General features: G+C 73.4%; 16 protein-coding genes. 6 read left to right on the top strand and 10 right to left on the bottom strand.

What is annotated here, in order from left to right; all coding sequences use genetic code 11:
• Positions 1–24 precede the first annotated feature (24 nt).
• Both AC3EN4_RS25190 and AC3EN4_RS25185 read right to left on the bottom strand, forming a co-directional pair.
• Positions 25–1,818: a RelA/SpoT family protein gene (locus tag AC3EN4_RS25190; protein WP_422740778.1), complete on the bottom strand. Its 1,794-nt coding sequence runs from the start codon at positions 1,816–1,818 to the stop codon at positions 25–27.
• 128 nt (positions 1,819–1,946) lie between these two features.
• Positions 1,947–3,701 carry a DEDD exonuclease domain-containing protein gene (locus AC3EN4_RS25185; protein WP_435208291.1) on the bottom strand — a complete coding sequence of 585 codons (1,755 nt, stop codon included), beginning with the start codon at positions 3,699–3,701 and terminating at the stop codon, positions 1,947–1,949.
• 127 nt (positions 3,702–3,828) lie between these two features.
• On the opposite strand from AC3EN4_RS25185, the gene AC3EN4_RS25180 reads away from it, so the two are divergent.
• Positions 3,829–5,247 (top strand): NYN domain-containing protein, encoded by a 1,419-nt coding sequence (locus AC3EN4_RS25180; RefSeq protein ID WP_435208289.1) that lies wholly within the window; start codon positions 3,829–3,831, stop codon positions 5,245–5,247.
• Between the two features lie 28 nt (positions 5,248–5,275).
• On the opposite strand, the gene AC3EN4_RS25175 is transcribed toward AC3EN4_RS25180, so the two are convergent.
• Positions 5,276–5,521 (bottom strand): hypothetical protein, encoded by a 246-nt coding sequence (locus tag AC3EN4_RS25175; protein ID WP_435208287.1) that lies wholly within the window; start codon positions 5,519–5,521, stop codon positions 5,276–5,278.
• Positions 5,522–5,820: 299 nt separating this feature from the next.
• Here AC3EN4_RS25175 and AC3EN4_RS25170 point away from each other — a divergent pair, with 299 nt between their 5' ends.
• The 5 genes from AC3EN4_RS25170 to AC3EN4_RS25150 all read left to right on the top strand — a co-directional run bounded on the left by AC3EN4_RS25170 (position 5,821) and on the right by AC3EN4_RS25150 (position 9,923).
• Positions 5,821–6,234, top strand: a complete 414-nt coding sequence (locus tag AC3EN4_RS25170) for a hypothetical protein (protein WP_435208286.1) — start codon at positions 5,821–5,823, stop codon at positions 6,232–6,234.
• Positions 6,235–6,343: 109 nt separating this feature from the next.
• A complete protein-coding gene (locus tag AC3EN4_RS25165) occupies positions 6,344–6,862 on the top strand; it encodes a DinB family protein (RefSeq protein ID WP_435208285.1) in 519 nt (172 codons plus the stop codon).
• 187 nt (positions 6,863–7,049) lie between these two features.
• Positions 7,050–7,301, top strand: a complete 252-nt coding sequence (locus tag AC3EN4_RS25160) for a hypothetical protein (protein WP_435208283.1) — start codon at positions 7,050–7,052, stop codon at positions 7,299–7,301.
• A gap of 241 nt (positions 7,302–7,542) precedes the next feature.
• Positions 7,543–8,802 (top strand): M48 family metallopeptidase, encoded by a 1,260-nt coding sequence (locus AC3EN4_RS25155; protein WP_422736123.1) that lies wholly within the window; start codon positions 7,543–7,545, stop codon positions 8,800–8,802.
• On the top strand, positions 8,799–9,923 hold the full coding sequence (locus tag AC3EN4_RS25150; protein ID WP_435208280.1) for a glycosyltransferase family 4 protein: 1,125 nt from the start codon (positions 8,799–8,801) through the stop codon (positions 9,921–9,923). Before AC3EN4_RS25155 ends, AC3EN4_RS25150 begins: the two co-directional genes overlap by 4 nt.
• Position 9,924: 1 nt before the next feature.
• Here the strand turns inward: AC3EN4_RS25150 and AC3EN4_RS25145 are convergent, their stop codons facing one another.
• The 7 genes from AC3EN4_RS25145 to AC3EN4_RS25115 all read right to left on the bottom strand — a co-directional run bounded on the left by AC3EN4_RS25145 (position 9,925) and on the right by AC3EN4_RS25115 (position 18,200).
• Positions 9,925–10,581, bottom strand: coding sequence for a lysophospholipid acyltransferase family protein (locus AC3EN4_RS25145; protein ID WP_435208278.1), 657 nt, complete (start codon positions 10,579–10,581; stop codon positions 9,925–9,927).
• A gap of 12 nt (positions 10,582–10,593) precedes the next feature.
• Positions 10,594–11,178 (bottom strand): TetR/AcrR family transcriptional regulator, encoded by a 585-nt coding sequence (locus AC3EN4_RS25140; RefSeq protein WP_435208276.1) that lies wholly within the window; start codon positions 11,176–11,178, stop codon positions 10,594–10,596.
• Positions 11,179–11,269: 91 nt separating this feature from the next.
• The gene (locus tag AC3EN4_RS25135; protein ID WP_422740777.1) at positions 11,270–12,928 is read right to left on the bottom strand and encodes a putative bifunctional diguanylate cyclase/phosphodiesterase; all 1,659 of its coding nucleotides are present in this window, start codon (positions 12,926–12,928) and stop codon (positions 11,270–11,272) included.
• 79 nt (positions 12,929–13,007) lie between these two features.
• A complete protein-coding gene (locus tag AC3EN4_RS25130) occupies positions 13,008–13,817 on the bottom strand; it encodes an SAM-dependent methyltransferase (protein WP_422736119.1) in 810 nt (269 codons plus the stop codon).
• 189 nt (positions 13,818–14,006) lie between these two features.
• Positions 14,007–14,675 (bottom strand): response regulator transcription factor, encoded by a 669-nt coding sequence (locus AC3EN4_RS25125; protein ID WP_007072219.1) that lies wholly within the window; start codon positions 14,673–14,675, stop codon positions 14,007–14,009.
• Positions 14,676–14,682: 7 nt separating this feature from the next.
• Positions 14,683–16,311, bottom strand: coding sequence for a GAF domain-containing sensor histidine kinase (locus AC3EN4_RS25120; RefSeq protein ID WP_422740776.1), 1,629 nt, complete (start codon positions 16,309–16,311; stop codon positions 14,683–14,685).
• Between the two features lie 77 nt (positions 16,312–16,388).
• Positions 16,389–18,200, bottom strand: coding sequence for an AMP-dependent synthetase/ligase (locus tag AC3EN4_RS25115; RefSeq protein WP_435208273.1), 1,812 nt, complete (start codon positions 18,198–18,200; stop codon positions 16,389–16,391).
• Positions 18,201–18,285: the final 85 nt, after the last annotated feature.

Genomic DNA, 18,285 nt, shown 5'->3' with positions numbered 1-18,285 from the left:
TCGGACGCGCTGGGGCTGCCGGAGTCACTGTCGATGGTCGACGAGGTCGATGAGCTGGCGTACCACGGCGTCCGGTTCGATCACCCGGTCGAAGACCGCGACCAGCAGGGTCTCCAGGTCGGGGTAGCCCAACTCCTCGGAGAGCCGCAGCAGCGGCAGGTCGCTGGCCAGGCCCCGGTTGTGCTGGCGCAGGGCGAGACCGATGGTGGCTCGACCGAGGCGTACCTTGTCGCTGATCGTGATGCCCGGCTCGGTGTGCTCGGCGAACCACCTGTTGATCTGCATCTGCGCGTGCGGCGACTTGACGAAGCCCAGCCACTCCTTGCGCGGACCGCGCGGCGCGGCGGCGGCCTCGAAGCCGTTGTCGGCGTCGTTCTCGGTGAAGATCTCCACCACGTCGCCCTCGTCCAGCTCCGAGCTCAGCGGCGCGAGCCGGCCGTTGATGCGGGCGGCCAGGCAGTGGTCACCGCGATGGCTGCCCAGCTCGTACGCCAGGTCGACGGGCGTGGCGCCGGCCGGCAGCACCACCTGACGGCCGTCGGCGAAGACCTGGATCTGGCCCTCGGCGAGATCGCAGCGCAGCGACTCGTAGAACTGCGCCGGGTCGGCGGCCTCCGGCTCCCAGTCGAGCACCCGGCGCAGCCAGTCCAACTGCTCGGCTCGGGCCGCCGCGCTGCCGCGGCCCGAGCGTGGGAAGCGGAAGTCGGCGGCGATGCCGTACTCGGCCGAGCGGTGCATCTCCTCCGTGCGGATCAGCACCTCCACCGTACGGTCCTGCGGGCCGCAGACGCTGGTGTGCAGCGAGCGGTAGAGGTTGTTCTTCGGCGAGGCGATGAAGTCCTTGAAGCGGCCCGGTATCGGCCGCCAGGTGCCGTGGATCGCGCCCAGCGCCGCGTAACAGTCGGTGGCCGGGCCGTCGACCACCACCGAGATGCGGGGCAGGTCGTACGGCGCGGTGTGGCCGCCGGCGACCGTGTCCTTCCAGATCGAGTAGAGGTGCCGGGGACGCGGGCTCACCTCGGCGTCGACCCGGCTGCGCTTGAGCGCGACCCGGGCGCGGCTGACCACGGCGTCGAGGTAGGTGTCCCAGCCGGGCCGGTCGTGCACGTGCCGGGCCAGCCGGGCGTGCTCGTCGGGCTCCAGGTGCAGCAGCACCACGTCGTCCAGCTCACGCTTGAGGGTCTGGATGCCCAGACGGTCGCAGAGCGGGACCAGGACCTCCTGCGTCTTGCGGGCGATCCGCTCCCGGGAGGCCGCCGAGCGCACCCCGAGCGTCCGCATGTTGTGCAGCCGGTCGGCCAGTTTGATGATCAGCACCCGGACGTCCTTGGCGGCCGCGACGATCATCTTGCGGATCGTCTCCGCCTCGGCCGCCTTGCCGTAGAACGCCTTGTCGAACTTGGTCACACCGTCGACCAGGTGGGCCACCTCGTGGCCGAAGTCCTCCGCCAGCGCCTGCAGGGTGTAGCGGGTGTCCTCGACGGTGTCGTGCAGCAGCGCCGCGACCAGGGTGGTGGTGTCCATGCCCAGCTCGGCGCAGATCTGCGCCACCGCGAGGGGGTGGGTGATGTACGGCTCACCGCTCTTGCGGAACTGACCGCGGTGCATGTTCTCCGCGATCGTGTACGCCCGGCGCAGCACCGCCGGGTCGGCACCGGCGTGGATGCCCCGATGGGTGCGGACCAGGTGGGTCACCGGGTCGGAGTCGGTGGTCGGCCAGGTGAGCAACGACCGCAGTCGGCGGGTCAGGGGCAGCTCGCCCGACTGGGTTGGCAGGGCGCCCCCCAGGGCGGCGCCGTGTCCGGCGTCGACGTCCACGAGGGACACCTCCTCACCCCGGCTCCGCGGTCACCCTACCCGGTGAACGGGAGCAGGCCCACGAAACGGGCAGGACTGCACTTCCTTAACAGCCTAAGCGAGTCGACGTAGTCCGATCGGTCAGTTGGTCATGAGCGTTCGGTCGAGAGTTGGTGCGACGCCCCGCCCTCGGCCTTCGCCAGCAGGTCACGGAAGCGGCCCGCGCCGCCCGCCGGTGAGGACCAACCGGACGACATCTCGACCAGCCGGGTCTCCGGCCGCTCCAACCAGGACAGGATGCGCTCGGACTCCTCGGCGGTGGCCGACGGCACCGGCCCGTGCCCGCCCGCCACCGTCTCGGCCGTGGCCCGGATGGCGGTCAGGGTCGGTCGCGGGTGGACACCCGGCGGGGACACCCCGGCGCCGGCCAGCCGGCCGTGCCGTACCAGGGCCAGCTCCCAGCCGCCCCGGGCGGCCGGGCGGGCCGCCGCCAGCTCGGCGATCCCGGTCAGCGCCGCCAACCGCTGCATCCGCACCGTGGCGCGCAGCACCGCGGCCAGCCGGGACCGCACCACGGCGGCCTCCTCGTACCGCTGGTCGGCCGCGAGCACGTCGATCCGGGCCAGCAGCGCGTCCACCACCGGCTGCGGGTCACTCGCGGTGGCGGTGCGGAACGGGTCGACGGCGCGGTGGTCGTACTCCTCGGGGGTGATCTTGTGCTCGCAGGGCGCCGGGCAGCGACCCAGCTCGGCCAGCGCGCAGGCCGGCGTGACGGTGCGCAGCGAGAGCCGGTGCGTGCACTGGCGCAGCGGCACCGCGTCGTGGAAGCCGGCGGCGGCCAGCTCCGCGGCCCGCCGGGAGGTGAACGGCCCGAGGTAGGCGGTGTCGGTGGGGGAGATCTCGCGCACGATCGACAACCGGGGGTACGGCCCGTCGGTCAGCTTGAGCCAGACCATCCGCTCCGGGTACTTCGACCGCCTGTTGTACGGCGGCGCGTGCGCGGCGATCAACCGCAGCTCGCGCACCTCCGCCTCCAACGAGTGCGCGCACTCCACGGCCTCGACCCGCTCGGCCGCGGCCAGCATCTCGGAGATCCGGGCGCGCTTCTCGCCGGCGGTGAAGTAGCTGCGTACCCGGGTGGCGATGTCGCCCGACGTGCCGACGTAGAGCGGCCGGTCGTCGGCGGCCCGGAAGATGTACACGCCCGGGACCTTGGGCAGCCCCTCGGCCAGGTGCCGTTTGCGGCGCTGGGTCGGGGTGACCGCCCGGGCGAACTCGATGGCGTCGCCGACCGTGTCGACGCGGTGCCCACCGAGGCGGCCGATCAGGCCGTGCAGCACGTCGACGGTGGCCCTGGCGTCGTCCAGCGCCCGGTGGTTGGGCTGGGTGGACGTGCGGAAGTACGCCGCCAGGGTGCCCAGCTTGCGGTTGGGCACCTCGTCGCGGGTCAGCACCCGCCGGGCCAACGCCGCCGTGTCCAGCACCCGGGGGTTGGGCCAGCGGTAACCGTGCCTGGCGCAGGCCGCCTTGAGGAAACCCACGTCGTACGGGGCGTTGTGGGCCACCAGCACGGCGTCGGCGATGAACTCCAGGAAGCTGGGCAGCACCTGCTCGATCGGCGGGGCCGGCAACAGCATGGCCTGGGTGATCCCGGTCAGCACGGTGATGAACGGCGGGATCGGCTGCCCCGGGTTGACCAGGGTGGCCAGCACCCCCAGCTCCTCGCCGCCGCGCACCTTGACCGCGCCGATCTCGGTGATCCCGCCGCCGTCCGGCGCGCCGCCCGTGGTCTCCAGGTCGACCACCACGAAGGTGGTCGCGTACAGCGGCAGGGCCGGGTCCACCCCGCCCACCGCCGGGTCGAGACCGGCAAGTGACTCCTGGACGTACTCCGCCTGTGCCATCGGCGGCACGCTAGCGCCCCGGTCCGACACTCCCGTCGCAGCCGTCCCAGCAGTCACCATGGGGCTAGGATGAGAGATCGGCTCACTCACCAGGCGGTGGGCCCGCCAGCGGTGGGAGACTTGCCACATGCCCCTCACCGAGCCGCCCGACGACCACCTCCCGCAGGAGGACCCGGTCGTCCGCGACGGCGCGGTGAACGATCCGGACGCCGGTGACGATCACCCCGAACCGGCCGTCGAGCCGGAGCCGACGCTGCCCGAGCCGGTCCGTCAGCGGATCGTTGCGCTGACCGCCGCCGTGCTGCCGGGGTTGCCCGCCGACGAGGTGCCGGTGCCGCTGCGGCGGGTGGCCAAGTTCGCCCCCAACCGGCGGGCCCGGCTCGGCGCTCCGGCCATCGCCGCCCAGCTCACCGGTGACCCGCTGTTCCGGCAGCGGGTCACCGCCCGGGTGCTGTCCGACGCCGGTGACCTCGGGGCGGCCGTGGTCGAGGGCACCGCGCCGGCCGCCGCCGACCCGGTCGAGGTGGCCGCGCTGGCCTACCTGGCCCGGCCGCGTGGCTGGCGGGAGCTGATCGACGCCAGCGGCGCCGCGGTCCGCGCCGAGGCGGACAGCGCCGTCGTCGCCGAACTGGTCCGCGAGGCCGAGCAGCGGGCCACCCGCGCCGAACACGACCGTGCGGTGGCCCGGGTCGAGGCCGACAAGCTCCGCGACGAGCTGGCCCGGGTCCGCGAGGAGTTGGGTCAGCTCCGGGAGGAGTCCCGCCAACTGGCCCGTACGCTGCGCGAGACGCAGGCCCGCGAACGCAAGGCCAGCGAACTCCTCGCCACCGAACGCGGCCGGGCCGCCCGCGCCAGCGCGGACGTCGACGCGGAGTTGCGCCGCGCCCGCGCCCGGCTCGCCGAGGCGGAGGCCGCCGCCGGGGTGGCCCGGGCCAGCGCCAAGGAGGCCCGCTCGGTCGACGACGCCCGCCTCTGGCTGCTGCTGGAGACCATCGGCCAGGCCGCCGTCGGGCTGCGCCGGGAGTTGGCGCTCGACCCGGTCGACAAGCTCCCCGCCGACTTCGTCGCCGACGCGTTCGCCGAGCAGCCCGGCGCCGCCCCGGCCGGCCCGGCCGCCCGCGCCCGTGACACCGACGACCCGGCCCGGCTCGACCAGTTGCTCGCCCTGCCCCGGGCGCACCTCGTGGTGGACGGCTACAACGTCACCAAGCGCGGCTTCGGCGAGATGTCGCTGGAACAGCAGCGCAAGCGCCTGATCACCGGGCTGGGCGGGATCGCCGCGCAGACCGGCGACGAGGTCACCGTGGTGTTCGACGGGGCCGAACGGATGCACGGGCTGCCACCCGCCCCGCGCGGCGTACGGGTGCTCTTCTCCCGCAAGGGCGAGACCGCCGACGAGCTGATCCGACGCCTGGTCCGCGCCGAGCCGGCCGGCCGTCCGGTGGTCGTGGTCTCGTCCGACCGCGAGGTCGCCGACGGGGTGCGCCGGCACGGCGCGTACCCGCTGGGGGCCGACTCGCTGCTGCGCCGCCTCGCCCGTTCCTGACCGCTCGCCAGAGGTCGCCGCGGGCGCGCTATCCCGAGAAGCGGTCACCGATGCGGACGCGGTCGTAGCGGCTCTTCTGCACGCACGACTTCCTGCTTCGGCCGCTGTCGGTCACGTAGGTGATCCGGTAGCAGGTTCGTAGGCGGCACAACTGGCCCTTACGGTTGCAGGCCGTCGTGGAGACCTGGTCCTTGTCCGCCACGGTTCCGTCGGTGTCGCCGCGCGGCCACCTCGCGACCAGCCCGATCGCCATGGCGAGGGCACAGACGATCACCGCCACCACCGTGACGCGTCGCTTCGCCGATCTGGTCCTCCGCCGTGGCGTCGCTCGGCGACGCGGATGCTCCGACCGAGAAGGGTCATCCTCGTCAGTCACCTGACAGCCCTCGGCCGTCCTGCCCGCCCCCGCTGGTCACGGCCCCACCGTAGGAGGACGTCGCAAGGCACGGTCGACGTGCGGCGGCCGGATCGTCGGGCGGGCAGGAATTCGGCGAGGTTCCGGCAGGTCCGGTCGGCGACGGTGTCCGCATCCGCCCGGCACCGTCGGGCACCGGACGAAGGCAGGCGAACGACATGGGAAAACGACTGCTGGGCACCATCCTCGGCATGGTCGTCACACTGGCGGCGCTCCTGGTCGCCCCGACGGCGGCCCAGGCGGCCTCCGGGGGCGGCTGCACCGGGGCCTACCCGATCAGCTCGTGCATCTCGTACCAGGGCTCCAACCAGACCGTGGTGGGTGACTTCTACATGAACGCCACGCCGGACCAGTCCCGGTGCGTGGCGTACCTCCAGCTGCGGACCACGAACAACGGCAACACCTCCTGGATCTACTACGACCTCAACCGGACCGGCCGGTTCGGGCCGATCAGCCGCAACGTCAACGTGATGAACAACTTCAAGGGTTCCGCCGTGGCGGTGGTCGAGGTGTACACGTGCAGCGGAACGTTGCACGGCATCTTCACCAGCCCTCGGGTGTACTACCCGTGACCGTCGGATCCGGCCGTCGGCGCGTCAGCGCCGGCGGCCGGATCGCGGGTTGCCGATCGGGGTAGGAATCCCGTTCGACCCGAAAATGCGGGTGTGGCAAGGTCGCCTGGTGCCTGCATCCCGTCTTGATGTGCTGCGTTGGCAGTTCGACCTGACCTGGTCGCTGTTCGAGTACCACCTCGAACGCCTGGAGCCGGCGGACTTCCTCTGGGAGCCCGCCACGCATTGCTGGACGGTACGCCCGGATGCCGACGGCAGGTGGACGCCGGACTGGGCAGACACCGAACCCGACCCGATCCCCGTCCCGACGATCGGGTGGATCACCTGGCACATCGGCTGGTGGTGGACGGTCGCCATCGACCATGCCCAGGGGCGTACGCCACGGGAGCGAACCGAGATCGACTGGCCCGGGGACGGCGACAGGACGACGGCGTGGCTGCGTGACCTCCGCATCGCCTGGTTGGCGGCGTTGGATCAGCTCAGCGACGCCGACCTGGACGCCACCGCGCCGTTCCCGTGGCAGGACGACCCCGTACACACTGTCGCCCACATGATCGCCTGGGTGAACGCCGAGCTGATGAAGAACGCCGCCGAGGTCGGCCAACTTCGGTTGCTGCGGAAGGCGTGATCGACACGAGTTCGGCGAAATCGGGGTGTCCGGGCGTTCGGGATACCCCGATTTCGCTGATCTGGAGTCGATCTAGCCCTCAACGGGCGGTTCTGTCGTACCCGGTGGATAGCGTCGATGTGACCGACGGTGCTCGGGTGACGACGACAGGGTGTCGATCGCGCACCGCGAGCGATCAGGAGGCGTGATGCTCATCGACTGCGACGGGTGCGCGAAGCGGGCCGACGGCTGCTCCGGCTGCCCGCTGACCGCCCTGTTCGACGAGACGTCCCCGGCGGCCGGGCTGGTGGCCGCCGAGGTCGAGGCGATCGAGGTGCTCGCCCGGGCCGGCTTCGACGTCGAGGTGCTGGCCGCGCCCGCACAACCCGGCACCGCCGCCCGGCCCGCGACCGCCGGACGGCCCGGTGCTCCCGCACGTCGGGTCCGTCGGGTGGCCTGAACGGCGGCCACGGGCCGTTCGCGGGACGGGTCGGCGCAGGGCGACACCGCCCCCGAAGCGGGCTTCTGGAGGGCCATAGGATGGGCGGTCACGGCAGAAGGAGCGGCGGGATGAGCGGGGTGCGACGCGAGCACGGCGGGCCCGTCGGCGCGGTGCGTGGCAACGCCGCAGGGCAGGGCCCCGCGACCTCGCGGTGGGAGAGCGCCGCGCGGCGGCAGCCTCAGCCGTCGGCGGTGCCGCGGTGAGCCCGCGTGGCTGGGCGCTGCTGACGTTGGCCGGGTTGACGCTGGCCCTGCTGGTGACCGTCGCGGTGTTCATCCCCTGGCACCGGCCCCCGGCGCCCCGTGCCGACCAACTCGCCGCGCTGCGGGACCTACCGGCCGAGCAGGTGGCCAGGGGGCGTGAGTTCCGCGCCGCGCTGCGCCCCGGCAGCTACGCCGCGCTCGGCGTGGGGTTGCTGATCGCTCTCGCGCTCGGTCTCACCCCGCTGGGCAGCCGCCTGGTCGAGCTGGTGGGCCGGCCGTTCGGTGGGCACTGGATCGCCCAGGCGGTGCTCGGCGGCCTCGCCGTGGTGCTCGTCGCCGACCTGCTCACCCTCCCGTTCTCCGCCTGGCGGCAGACCGTCCTGACCCGCTACGGGCTCAGCACCAACGGGTGGAGCGGTTGGGCCGTCGACCTGCTCAAGTCGTACGCGGTGAGCGCCGTGATCGGTGCGCTGGCGCTGTTCGGCTTCTACCTGGTCATCCGGCTCGCGCCACGCTGGTGGTGGGCACTCGGCGCGGCGGGCGCGGCCCTGCTGGTGGTGCTGCTGTCGTTCGTCCTGCCGGTGCTGGTGGAGCCGGTGTTCAACAAGTTCACCCCGATGGAGCAGGGCCCGTTGCGTACCGAGCTGATGAGCATGGCCGCCCGCGACGGGGTGCCGGTGCGCGACGTGCTCGTCGCCGACGCGTCGCGGCGGACCAGGGCGGTCAACGCGTACGTCTCCGGTCTCGGCCCGACCCGCCGGGTGGTCGTCTACGACACGCTGCTGCGCGAGGCCACCCCCGCCGAGGTGACGGCCGTGGTGGCACACGAGCTGGGCCACGCGAAGGACTCCGACGTGGCGGTGGGCACGCTGACCGGGGCGTTGGGTGCCGCCGCCATGGTGGTGGCCCTCTACCTGCTCGGTTCGTCGGGGCTGCTGCTGCGGTTGGCCGGCGTCGACTCGATCGCCCATCCACGCGCGTTTCCGCTGGTGATCGCCCTGGTCACGGTGGCCGGTCTGGTCACCACCCCGGCGCAGGCGCTGGTGTCGCGCCGGGTCGAGGCGCGGGCCGACGCGCACGCGCTCGCGCTCACCGGCGACCCGGTGGCCTTCGAGTCGATGCAGCGCCGTCTCGGCTCGGTCAACCTGGGTGACCCCGACCCGCCGCGTTGGGAGTACCTCTACTCGGCCTCGCATCCGTCCACCGTGGAGCGGATGGCCGCCGCCCGCGCGTACGCCCGGGAGGCCCGCCGATGAGCCGCACGTTGCTGATCACCAACGACTTCCCGCCCCGTCCGGGTGGCATCCAGTCCTTCGTGCACAACCTCGCCGTGCGTCAGCCGGCCGGGTCGGTGGTCGTCTACGCGTCGAGCTGGCGCGGCGCGGAAAAGTTCGACGCCGACCAGCCGTTCGAGGTGATCCGGGAACGCACCCGGGTGCTGCTGCCCACCCCGCTGATCGCCCGGCGGGCGGCCCGGCTCGCCCGCGCGTACGACTGCGACACCGTCTGGTTCGGCGCGGCGGCCCCGCTGGGCCTGCTCGCCGCCGGTCTGCGCCGGCGGGCGGGCGTACGCCGGGTGGTGGCGCAGACCCACGGCCACGAGGTCGGCTGGGCGGCGCTGCCGGCCGCCCGGCCGGCGCTGCGGCGCATCGGGCGTGGCGTCGACGTGACCACCTACCTCGGCGAGTACACCCGCACCCGGTTGGCCCGGGTGCTGGCCGGGGTGACCGACCTGCGGCGGCTCGCGCCCGGCGTGAACGTGGACACCTACCACCCGTCGGTGGACGGCGAGCCGGTCCGGGCCCGGTTGGGGCTGACCGACCGGCCGGTGGTGGTCTGTGTGTCCCGGCTCGTGCCGCGCAAGGGCCAGGACATGCTGATCCGGGCACTGCCGGAGATCCGCCGCCGGGTGCCCGACGCGGCGCTGCTGATCGTCGGCGGCGGGCCGTACCGGGCCACCCTGGAGAAGCTGGCCCGCCAGACGGGCGTCGAGCGGGACGTGGTCTTCACCGGCTCGGTGCCGACGGCCGACCTGCCCGCGCACTACGCGGCCGGCGACGTCTACGCCATGCCCTGCCGCACCCGCAACCGCGGCCTGGACGTGGAGGGGCTGGGCATCGTCTACCTGGAGGCGTCCGCGACCGGTCTGCCGGTGGTGGCCGGTGACTCGGGCGGCGCGCCGGACGCGGTCCGGGAGGGCGAGACCGGGTACGTGGTCCGTGGCCGGGACGTCGCTCAGCTCGCCGACCGGGTCGCCCGGCTGCTCGCCGACCGGGATCTGGCCCGGCAACTCGGCGCGGCCGGCCGGGCGTGGGTGGAGCGGGAGTGGCGCTGGGAGGCGCAGGCGCAGCGGATGGCGGCCCTGCTGGCCGGCTAGTTCACGGACCCGTCTGCCGGGGCGGGGCGTGGCGGGGGACGTACTCCTGGTTGGTGAGCCGTTGGATCGCGGCCATCACCTCGTCGGTGATGGTCCGGATGTCGCGTGGCCCGGTGATCCGGTCGGCGACCGGGATCGCCGGGCCGAACCGCAGGGTGACCGGGTGCCGGCGGGGGATCCGCGCGTCGACCGGCAGCACCTCGGCGGTGCCCAGCACGCCGACCGGGATGATCGGCACCTCGGCGTCGCGGGCCAGTCGGGTCATGCCGACCCGTCCCCGGTAGAGCCGCCCGTCGGGGGACCGGGTGCCCTCCGGGTAGATGGCGACGAGACCGCCGGCGCGCAGCACCGGCACGGCGGCGTCGAGGGCGGTGAGGGCGGCCCGGCCGCCGGCCCGCTCGACGCGGATGGCGCCCATGCCGGCCACGATCCGTCGGCTGAGCCAGCTGCCGGTGAAGTACTCGGCCTTGGCCCAGAAGGTGACGTGTCGGGGCGTCAGGCAGGCGAGGAACACCTCGTCGGCGACGGACAGGTGGTTGCTGGCGAGGATCGCCCCACCCTGGCGGGGCAGGTGCTCCAGCCCTTCGACGCGGGGTCGCCAACCCAGCCGCAGGGCCGATCCGACGGTCAGTTTGCTGAGGTCGTACAGCAGGGGCACGTCTTCTCCGGTTCAGGTCTGCGCGGGGCCGAGGTGCGCGTCGAGCGCGGCCCGCAGCACGGGGTGGTCGTCGTCGACGCCGGTGGCCAGCGGGAGGCTGCCCCAGGCCCAGAGCTGGGCGATGCCGTGCAGGTTGGCCCAGAGCGCGCCGGCCACCAGCGGCGCGGGCGTGTCGGACGGCCGGGGGGTCCGGGCAACCAGGTCGGTCAGCAGGGTGAACAGCGGCAGGCTCGTCTCGCGTAGCCGCAGTCGCCCGCTGGCCAGCAGGTCGTGGCGGAACATCAGCTCGAACATGCCGCGGTGGGCCGCGGCGAAGTCCAGGTACGTCCGGGCCAACGCGACCAGTCGGGTACGCGGCTCCGGGCCGGCCGCGTGCATCGTCCGCTCCACCCGGGCGGTGAGGTCGGCGAAGCCCTCCCGAGCGATGGCCGAGAGCAGGTCGACGTGGGTGGGGAAGTAGCGGCGCGGAGCGCCGTGCGACACGCCCGCCCTTCGGGCGATCTCCCGCAGGGACACCGCGGACTGGCCCTCGCGCAGCACCAGGTCGACCCCGGCGGCCACCAGCCGGGCCCGGACCCCGGCCTCCTCCTCGCTCATAGACAGTGTCTACCAGCTCCCCGTAGACGCTGTCTACGCGCGGTGCCGGCGATGCACGCTGCCGCCGGAGCGGGCGAAGCGCGCGGACGGGTCAGCGGATGCGGGCCAGGATGCGATCGGCGGGGGCCGGACGGCCGAAGTGCCAGCCCTGGGCGGCGTCGCAGCCGATCGCCCGCAGCCGTTCGGCCTGCCCGGCGGTCTCCACCCCCTCGGCCGTCACGGTGAGGTCGAGCGCGTGCGCCAGCGACACCAGCGAGGCGAGGATCCGCTCGTCGGTACGCCCCACCGCCGGCGACCGCAGGCCGGCCACGAACTCGCCGGCCACCTTCAGCTCGGTGACGGGCAGATCCCGCAGGTACGCCAGGTTGCTGTAGCCGGTGCCGAAATCGTCGATGGCGATGCGGACGCCCAGATCGGCCAGCACCCGTAGCGCCCGGACGGGCTCCTTGGCGCTGCTCATCATGGTGCTCTCGGTGATCTCCAACTGGAGTCGTTCGGGTGGCAGGCCGGTCTGGTTCAGCAGCGCACGGACCTCGCCCACCAGGCCGGGCCGGTGCACCTGCCGGACAGCCAGGTTGACGCTCACGAACGGCGCCTGCGCGCCGCCCGCCGACCACGCCTCCGCCTCCCGACACGCCTCGGCGAGCACCCACCCGCCCAGCTGCACGATCAGACCGGTCTCCTCGGCCAGCGCGATGAAGCTGTCCGGCCGCAGCACCCCCAACTCCGGGTGCCGCCAGCGGACCAGCGCCTCCACGCCGAGCAGCCGACCGTCGCGCAGCGAGGTCAGGGGCTGGTAGTCGAGGTAGAACTCGCCCCGCTCCAGCGCGGCCGGGATGGCCGCCGACAGGGCGTACCGGGCCAGCTCGCGGCGGTTGCGTTCGGCGTCGTAGAGCGCCCAGCGCGCCCCACCGGCCGACTTCGCCCAGTGCAGCGTGCTGTCGGCGGCCCGCATCAGGTCACTCGGACTGGCACCGGCCACCTGCCGCTCGACGATGCCGATGCTCGCCGTGACCTGGAGTTCGTGCCCGTCGACCACCGCCGGCGTGCGGACCGCGGCGAGCGCGGCCTCGGCCACCTCCACGACCGCGTCGGTGCCGCCCGCGCCCTCGACCAGGATGACGAACTCGTCCCCACCGAGACGGGCCACCAGGTGCTCACCGAGGGCCTCGCGCAGCCGGTCGGCCACGGTGGTCAGCAACCGGTCGCCGACCTGGTGCCCGAGACTGTCGTTGACCACCTTGAAGCGGTCCAGGTCCAGAAAGCACACTCCGACCCGCTGGGCGCCCCGGCCCGGCTCGTTGAGCGCCGCGGTGAGCCGCTCGGTGAACAGCGTCCGGTTGGGCAGATCGGTCAGCGGGTCGTGGGTGGCCTGGTGGCGGAACCGCGCCTCGCTGGCCCGCAGCGCCCGTTCGGCCTGCGTACGGGCCATCATGGCGGCGCGCCGGATGGACTCCTGCTCGTCGAGCGTGCGGTCCCGCAACGCGCGGGCGTAACCGGTCGCCACGGCGGCCAGCAGTCGGGCCATCCGGTCCTCGACGTCCTCGGCCACCAGTCCCAGGTCCCGTACCAGCCGGAGCTGGATCACCTCGACGGTACGGCCCAACCCCTCGGCGGACGCGATGTGCGCGGCGACCAGCTCCGCGCCGACCCGGTGCCCGGCCCGCAGGTCGAACGGCTCGGCGAGCAGCGCCTGGGCCAACTGGCCGGTGAGCCTCTGTAGCAGGGCCTCGAGCTGGGCCTGTGTCATCGGCAGGTAGCTCGTACCGGAGACCGCCTTGGCCCAGGCGCGGGCGAAGGTGCCGGGGCGGGTGACCGCCGAGGGCGACTCAGTCACCGAGTCGCCCGACGCCGCCCATGAAGACCGCCCGCTCGGCGTCCTCCGCGCTCTCGGGACTGTCCGGTCGCCACTGTGGCACCCAGACGACGCCCGGGTCGACCAGCTCGAACCCGTCGAAGAGGGCGGTCAGTTCGGCCCGGCTGCGAATGGTGAGCGGGCTGTCGGTACGCCGGTAGACGCGTTCGGCCTCGGCGCGCTCCTCGCTGGCGCGGCCGTCGTCGCTGGCCTGCGACAGCACCAGGTAGCTGCCGGGCGCCAACGCGTCCCGAAGCGTCGCCAGCAACTCCGCCGGCCGGTCGTCGTCGGGGACGAAGTGCAGGACGGCCACGATCATCACGGCCACCGGCTGGCTCAGGTCGAGCAGCCGGCGCGTGTCGGGGTGCGCCAGGATCCGGTCCGGGTGCCGTAGGTCCTCCTGGACGATGGCCGCCCGGTCGTTGCCGGCCAGGATCTCCCGGCTGTGCGCCACCGCGACCGGGTCGACGTCCACGTAGACCACCCGCGACGCCGGGTCGATCCGCTGGGCGATCTCGTGCACGTTGCCGACGGTGGGGATGCCCGAGCCGATGTCCAGGAACTGGCGGACGCCGGCCTCGGCGAGGTGGTGGACGGCCCGGCGCAGGAAGGCCCGATTGGCCTGCGCCGCCAGCGGCGCCTCCGGGACCGCCGCCACCATCGCCTGCGCGGCGGCCCGGTCGGCGGCGAAGTTGTGCGATCCGCCGAGGTAGTAGTCGTACATCCGGGCGACGCTCGGGCGCTCGATGTCGATGGTGTCGGGCGCCCAGTCCGGCCGCTGCATGCGCTCACCCCTTGAGTCCACGACGCGGGCGTCCTCGCCCGCGCGGGTATTGTGCCCCCGCGGTACCCGCCAGACCATAGCGTGCCGCCCACTCGTCGCGGACGTCGGTCGATACGCGAAGGTCCGCACCGGCGACGAGCCGGCGCGGACCTTCGTCACGCGATTGCGCTTCGACGAACGGGCGCGCGTTTAGAACTTCGGGGCGTCCGGCGCTTCGAGCAGGCCGAGTCGCAGCGCGGTCATCAGGGCCTGCGCCCGGTTGGCGGCGCCGAGCTTCTCGTAGAGCTTGGAGATGTGCGTCTTCGCCGTGGACTCGCTGACGAAGAGCTGCTTGGCGATGCCCGCCACGCTCATCCCGTCGGCGAGCAGCCGCAGCACCTGCCCCTCGCGGGGGGAGAGCTGCGGGCCGGAGGGGGCGAGCCGACGCTTCATCGCCTCGGCCAGGTCGGCGGCGGTGAACGCGCTGGGCGACGAGGCCGCGTGCCGCGCGGCGGCCACCACTTCGTCGGCCGGGGCGGTCTTGGGCACGAAGGCGCTCGCACCCGCCTCCAGGGCACCGAAGAGCTGGTCGTCGCCGGCGTACATGGTCAGCACCACGATGCCCATCGACGCGCTGGACTTACGCAGCGCGCGGGTGGCCTCCAGGCCGCTGCCGTCGGGCAGCCGAAGATCCATGATCACCACATCCGGCTGGAGGGCGCCGGCCTGGCGTACCCCCTCTGCCGCGGTCGCGGCCTCGCCGACGACCTCGAACTGGCGGTCGCGCTCGAAGGCGTGCCGCAGGCCCTTACGGATCAGGTCATGATCGTCGACAAGGAGGACCTTGGTGCGGGTGGCCGGTGTCGGGCTTGTGGTCATCCTCGGGTTACTCCCCTTCTGGTGCTGCGCTGTCACGCACGTTATCGCGCCGGGACGAGGTGCCGAGAACCACCGCCACGGTCGTGCCGCTGGGTTGCCGCGGCCTGATCTCCAACCGGCCCCGGATACGTTCCGCCCTCTCGGCCATGATCGCAAGACCGTACCGCCCGTCGGGGCGCTGGTCAGCCATCCCCTGACCGTCATCCGACACTTCTATTTGCGCGTACGGGGGGTCCACCTCACAGGTGACCCACAAATTCGACGCCCCGGCGTGCTTGCGGGCGTTGGTCACCGCCTCCTGGGCGATGCGCAGCAACTCGGCCTCGGTGGCGGCCGGCAGGCGGGCCGTGGACTCGTCCAGCGACAGGTGCACCCGCAACCCGCCCGAGGCGCCGACGGTGCGGGCGTACTCGGCGATCGCCGCGGCCAGCCCGCCCTGGCGGTCCACCTCGCTGCGCAGCTCGAAGAGGCTCAGCCGCAGCTCCTGGATCACCCGGGTCACCTCGGCGCGCAGCGTCCGCAGCGCCTCGGCGGTCTCGTCCGCGTCGTCGAAGACGGTGGCCATGGCGTTGTCGATGCCGTAGCCGACCATCACCAGTTCCTGCGCCACCCCGTCGTGGATCTCCCGGGCCAGCCGCTGGCGCTCCTCGTTGGTGGCCAGCGACCGGACCTCGTCGAACAGCAGCGCCGCCTCCAGCCGCAGCGCGGCCGGGCGGGTCAGCGCGGTCACCCGGGCCACCACCGGCGGCGGGTACGCCTGCGCGACGTCGGCCTCCAACACCACCAGCCCCACCGTGCGTACCCCGGCGACCAGCGGGACGATCAGCGCGGACACCTCCCCGCCCCGGTGCGAGCGGGACTGCGAGCGGGCGGCGGTGGTGGCCTGCTGGCTGGCCCAGGCGTCGGCGATCGCCGAGTCCGCGTCCAGCGTCGTCTCCCAGTCCACCCGGTCCGCGCCGGCCTGGGCGAGGACCACGAGCCGGCCCCCACCGCTGGCCGACAGCACCGCGCCCCGGTCCGCCCGGGCCACCGTGCGCAGCTCCTCGATCAGGTGCTCGGAGATGCCCCCCGGGTCCAGGGTCGCCCCGGGCAGTTGCCGGGCCACCGTCCGCAGTTGGGTCAGCAGCCGGGTGGCCTCGGCGTACGGCTGGGGCTTGCCGTCGGCGCGGACGGCCATCACCCGGTGCAGGGTGCCGGCGGCGTAGAGGCCGAGCGCGGCCAGGATCAGCCACTGCGCGCAGACCGCGAGGTAACCCACCTGGCCGAGCTGGCGGTCCCCGTCGACCTCGGTGAGCGCGCCGCTGACCAGCAGGGTGCCGGCGGTCACCGCGAGCAGCGCCGCGCCCTCGCGGAAGCGGCGGCGCAGCGCGGTGACGGTGACCGGCACCGCCAGGTAGGGCAGCACGGCGGAGGCGCCGAGCCCGTCGACCGTGCCGCCGATCGACGCGACCGCGGCGACCTGGCTCGCGGCCAGCCCCAGCACCACCACCTCGGCCACCCGGCTCAGCGGCCCGATCAGCCGGTGCTGCGGAGCGAGCAGGGAGGGCAGCCCGGCGACCGCCAGCAGCGCGATCCACCACAGTTGGGTGACGTCGCGGGTGGCGAACAGGGTCAGGATCGCGACCAGCGCCAGCATCACCAGGCGGGCGGCCGCGGCGAGTGGATGCGGGTGCGGGGCGGCGGTTACGGATGCGGGCACGTGACGGATCGTAGTCAGCCGCGGTAGATGTCGGCGATCTCCGCCGCGTACGTCTTGTGCACGACCTGGCGTTTGACCTTGAGCGACGGGGTCAGCTCGCCGGTGGCCTCGGTGAAGTCGCGGGGCAGGATGCGGAAGACCTTGATCGCCTCGGCCTTCGACACGGCCTGGTTCGCGGTGTCGATGGCGGACTGCACCTCGGCGCGCAGGCCCTCGTGCTCGCGCAGCGTCTCGACCGTGGTGTCCGGGGGCAGCCCGGCGTTCGCCAGAAAGGTCGGCAGAGCCTCCTCGTCGATGGTGACAAGCGCCGCGATGAACGGCTTCGCGTCCCCGACGACCACGCACTGACTGATCAACGGGTGTGCCCGGACCTGGTCCTCCAGCACCGCCGGGGCGACGTTCTTGCCGCCGGCGGTCACGATCAGCTCCTTCTTGCGGCCGGTGATGCTCAGGTAACCGTCGGCGTCGAGATGGCCCAGGTCGCCGGTGCGGAACCAGCCGTCGGGGCTGAGCGCCTCGGCGGTCGCCGCCTCGTTGTGCCAGTAACCCTGGAAGATGAGCTCACCGGAGATCAGGATCTCGCCGTCGTCCTCGATCCGGACGGTCACGCCGGGCAGCGGCCGGCCGACCGTGCCGATCCGGGTGCCGGTGGGCAGGTTCGCCGCGGCGGCCGGCGACGTCTCGGTCAGGCCGTACCCCTCCAGGACCGTCACGCCGACGCCCCGGAAGAAGTGACCGAGCCGCGCGCCCAGGGGAGCGCCGCCGGAGATGGCGTCGCGGCACCGTCCGCCGAGCGCGGCGCGCAGCTTGCGGTAGACGAGCCGGTCGAAGACCGCGTGCTGCGCGCGCAGCGCCAGGCCCGGCCCGCGCGGGGTCTCCAGCGCCTCGCTGTACGCGATGGCGACCTGCTCGGCGCGGGCGAAGACGCCGCCCTTGCCGTCGGCCTCGGCCTTCTGCTTGGCCGCGTTGTAGACCTTCTCGAACACCCGGGGTACGGAGAGCACGAAGGTCGGCCGGAACTCCTGCAACTCGCCGACCAGGTTCTTGGTGTCCGCGCAGTGCGCGAGGGTGGCCCGCGCCTGCACCACGCCGATCTGGATGAGCCGGGCGAAGGCGTGCGCCAGTGGCAGGAAGAGCAGGGTGCTCGCGCCGGCGTTGAACAGGTTCGGCAGCACCGGCACGGCGTTGGCGATGTCGGCGTACATGTTGCGGTGGGTCAGCACGCAGCCCTTGGGGCGGCCGGTGGTGCCGCTGGTGTAGATGATGGTGGCCAGGTCGTCGGCGCGGACGGCCTTGCGGCGCTGCTCCACCTCGGCCGGGTCGACGGCCGCGCCGGCGCCGACCAACTCGTCGACCGCGCCCCGGTCGATCTGCCAGACGTTTGTCAGCTCGGGCAGGCGGTCGCGGACACCGGCGACCAGGTCGGCGTGCGCGCCGGTCTCGACCACGGCGGCGACCGCGCCGGAGTCGGCGATGATCCACGCGGCCTGCTCGGCGCTGGAGGTCTCGTAGATCGGAACGGTGACCGCGCCGGCCGCCCAGATCGCGTAGTCGATCAGCGTCCACTCGTAGCGGGTCCGGCTCATCAGGGCGACCCGGGCGCCCGGCTCGATGCCGGCGGCGATCAGGCCCCGGGCCACGGCCGCCACCTCGTCGCGGAACGCCAGGCAGGTCACCTCGGTCCAGGTGGTGCCGCCCTCCGCGCCGGGGGTGGCGCGGGCGAACTGGACGGCGTCCGGCGCGATGTCGGCGTTGTCCCAGACCGGATCGGTGAGGTTGGCCGCGTCGCCAACGGTGACGATCGGCGGAACGGAGAACTCGCGCACTTGCACTCCTTCGTGCTCGCACTGGCCGGGCCGAACCCTGCCCGAGGGGCATCGGCTCTGTCGAAACCTACCCGGCGGGTGGTCG

It is taken from the genome of Micromonospora sp. bgisy143 (assembly GCF_057708145.1).
Note: the sequence above shows the minus strand (reverse complement) of the source record. Positions and strands in the feature narration are given on the sequence as shown.

What these genes read in the sequence shown, in the direction of transcription:
- AC3EN4_RS25185 (WP_435208291.1), bottom strand. Translation starts at nt 3,701, where the DNA reads ATGGCACAGGCGGAGTACGTCCAGGAGTCACTTGCCGGTCTCGACCCG.
- AC3EN4_RS25180 (WP_435208289.1), top strand. Translation starts at nt 3,829, where the DNA reads ATGCCCCTCACCGAGCCGCCCGACGACCACCTCCCGCAGGAGGACCCG.
- AC3EN4_RS25170 (WP_435208286.1), top strand. Translation starts at nt 5,821, where the DNA reads ATGGGAAAACGACTGCTGGGCACCATCCTCGGCATGGTCGTCACACTG.
- AC3EN4_RS25160 (WP_435208283.1), top strand. Translation starts at nt 7,050, where the DNA reads ATGCTCATCGACTGCGACGGGTGCGCGAAGCGGGCCGACGGCTGCTCC.
- AC3EN4_RS25150 (WP_435208280.1), top strand. Translation starts at nt 8,799, where the DNA reads ATGAGCCGCACGTTGCTGATCACCAACGACTTCCCGCCCCGTCCGGGT.
- AC3EN4_RS25140 (WP_435208276.1), bottom strand. Translation starts at nt 11,178, where the DNA reads ATGAGCGAGGAGGAGGCCGGGGTCCGGGCCCGGCTGGTGGCCGCCGGG.
- AC3EN4_RS25135 (WP_422740777.1), bottom strand. Translation starts at nt 12,928, where the DNA reads ATGACACAGGCCCAGCTCGAGGCCCTGCTACAGAGGCTCACCGGCCAG.
- AC3EN4_RS25130 (WP_422736119.1), bottom strand. Translation starts at nt 13,817, where the DNA reads ATGCAGCGGCCGGACTGGGCGCCCGACACCATCGACATCGAGCGCCCG.
- AC3EN4_RS25125 (WP_007072219.1), bottom strand. Translation starts at nt 14,675, where the DNA reads ATGACCACAAGCCCGACACCGGCCACCCGCACCAAGGTCCTCCTTGTC.
- AC3EN4_RS25120 (WP_422740776.1), bottom strand. Translation starts at nt 16,311, where the DNA reads ATGCTGGCGCTGGTCGCGATCCTGACCCTGTTCGCCACCCGCGACGTC.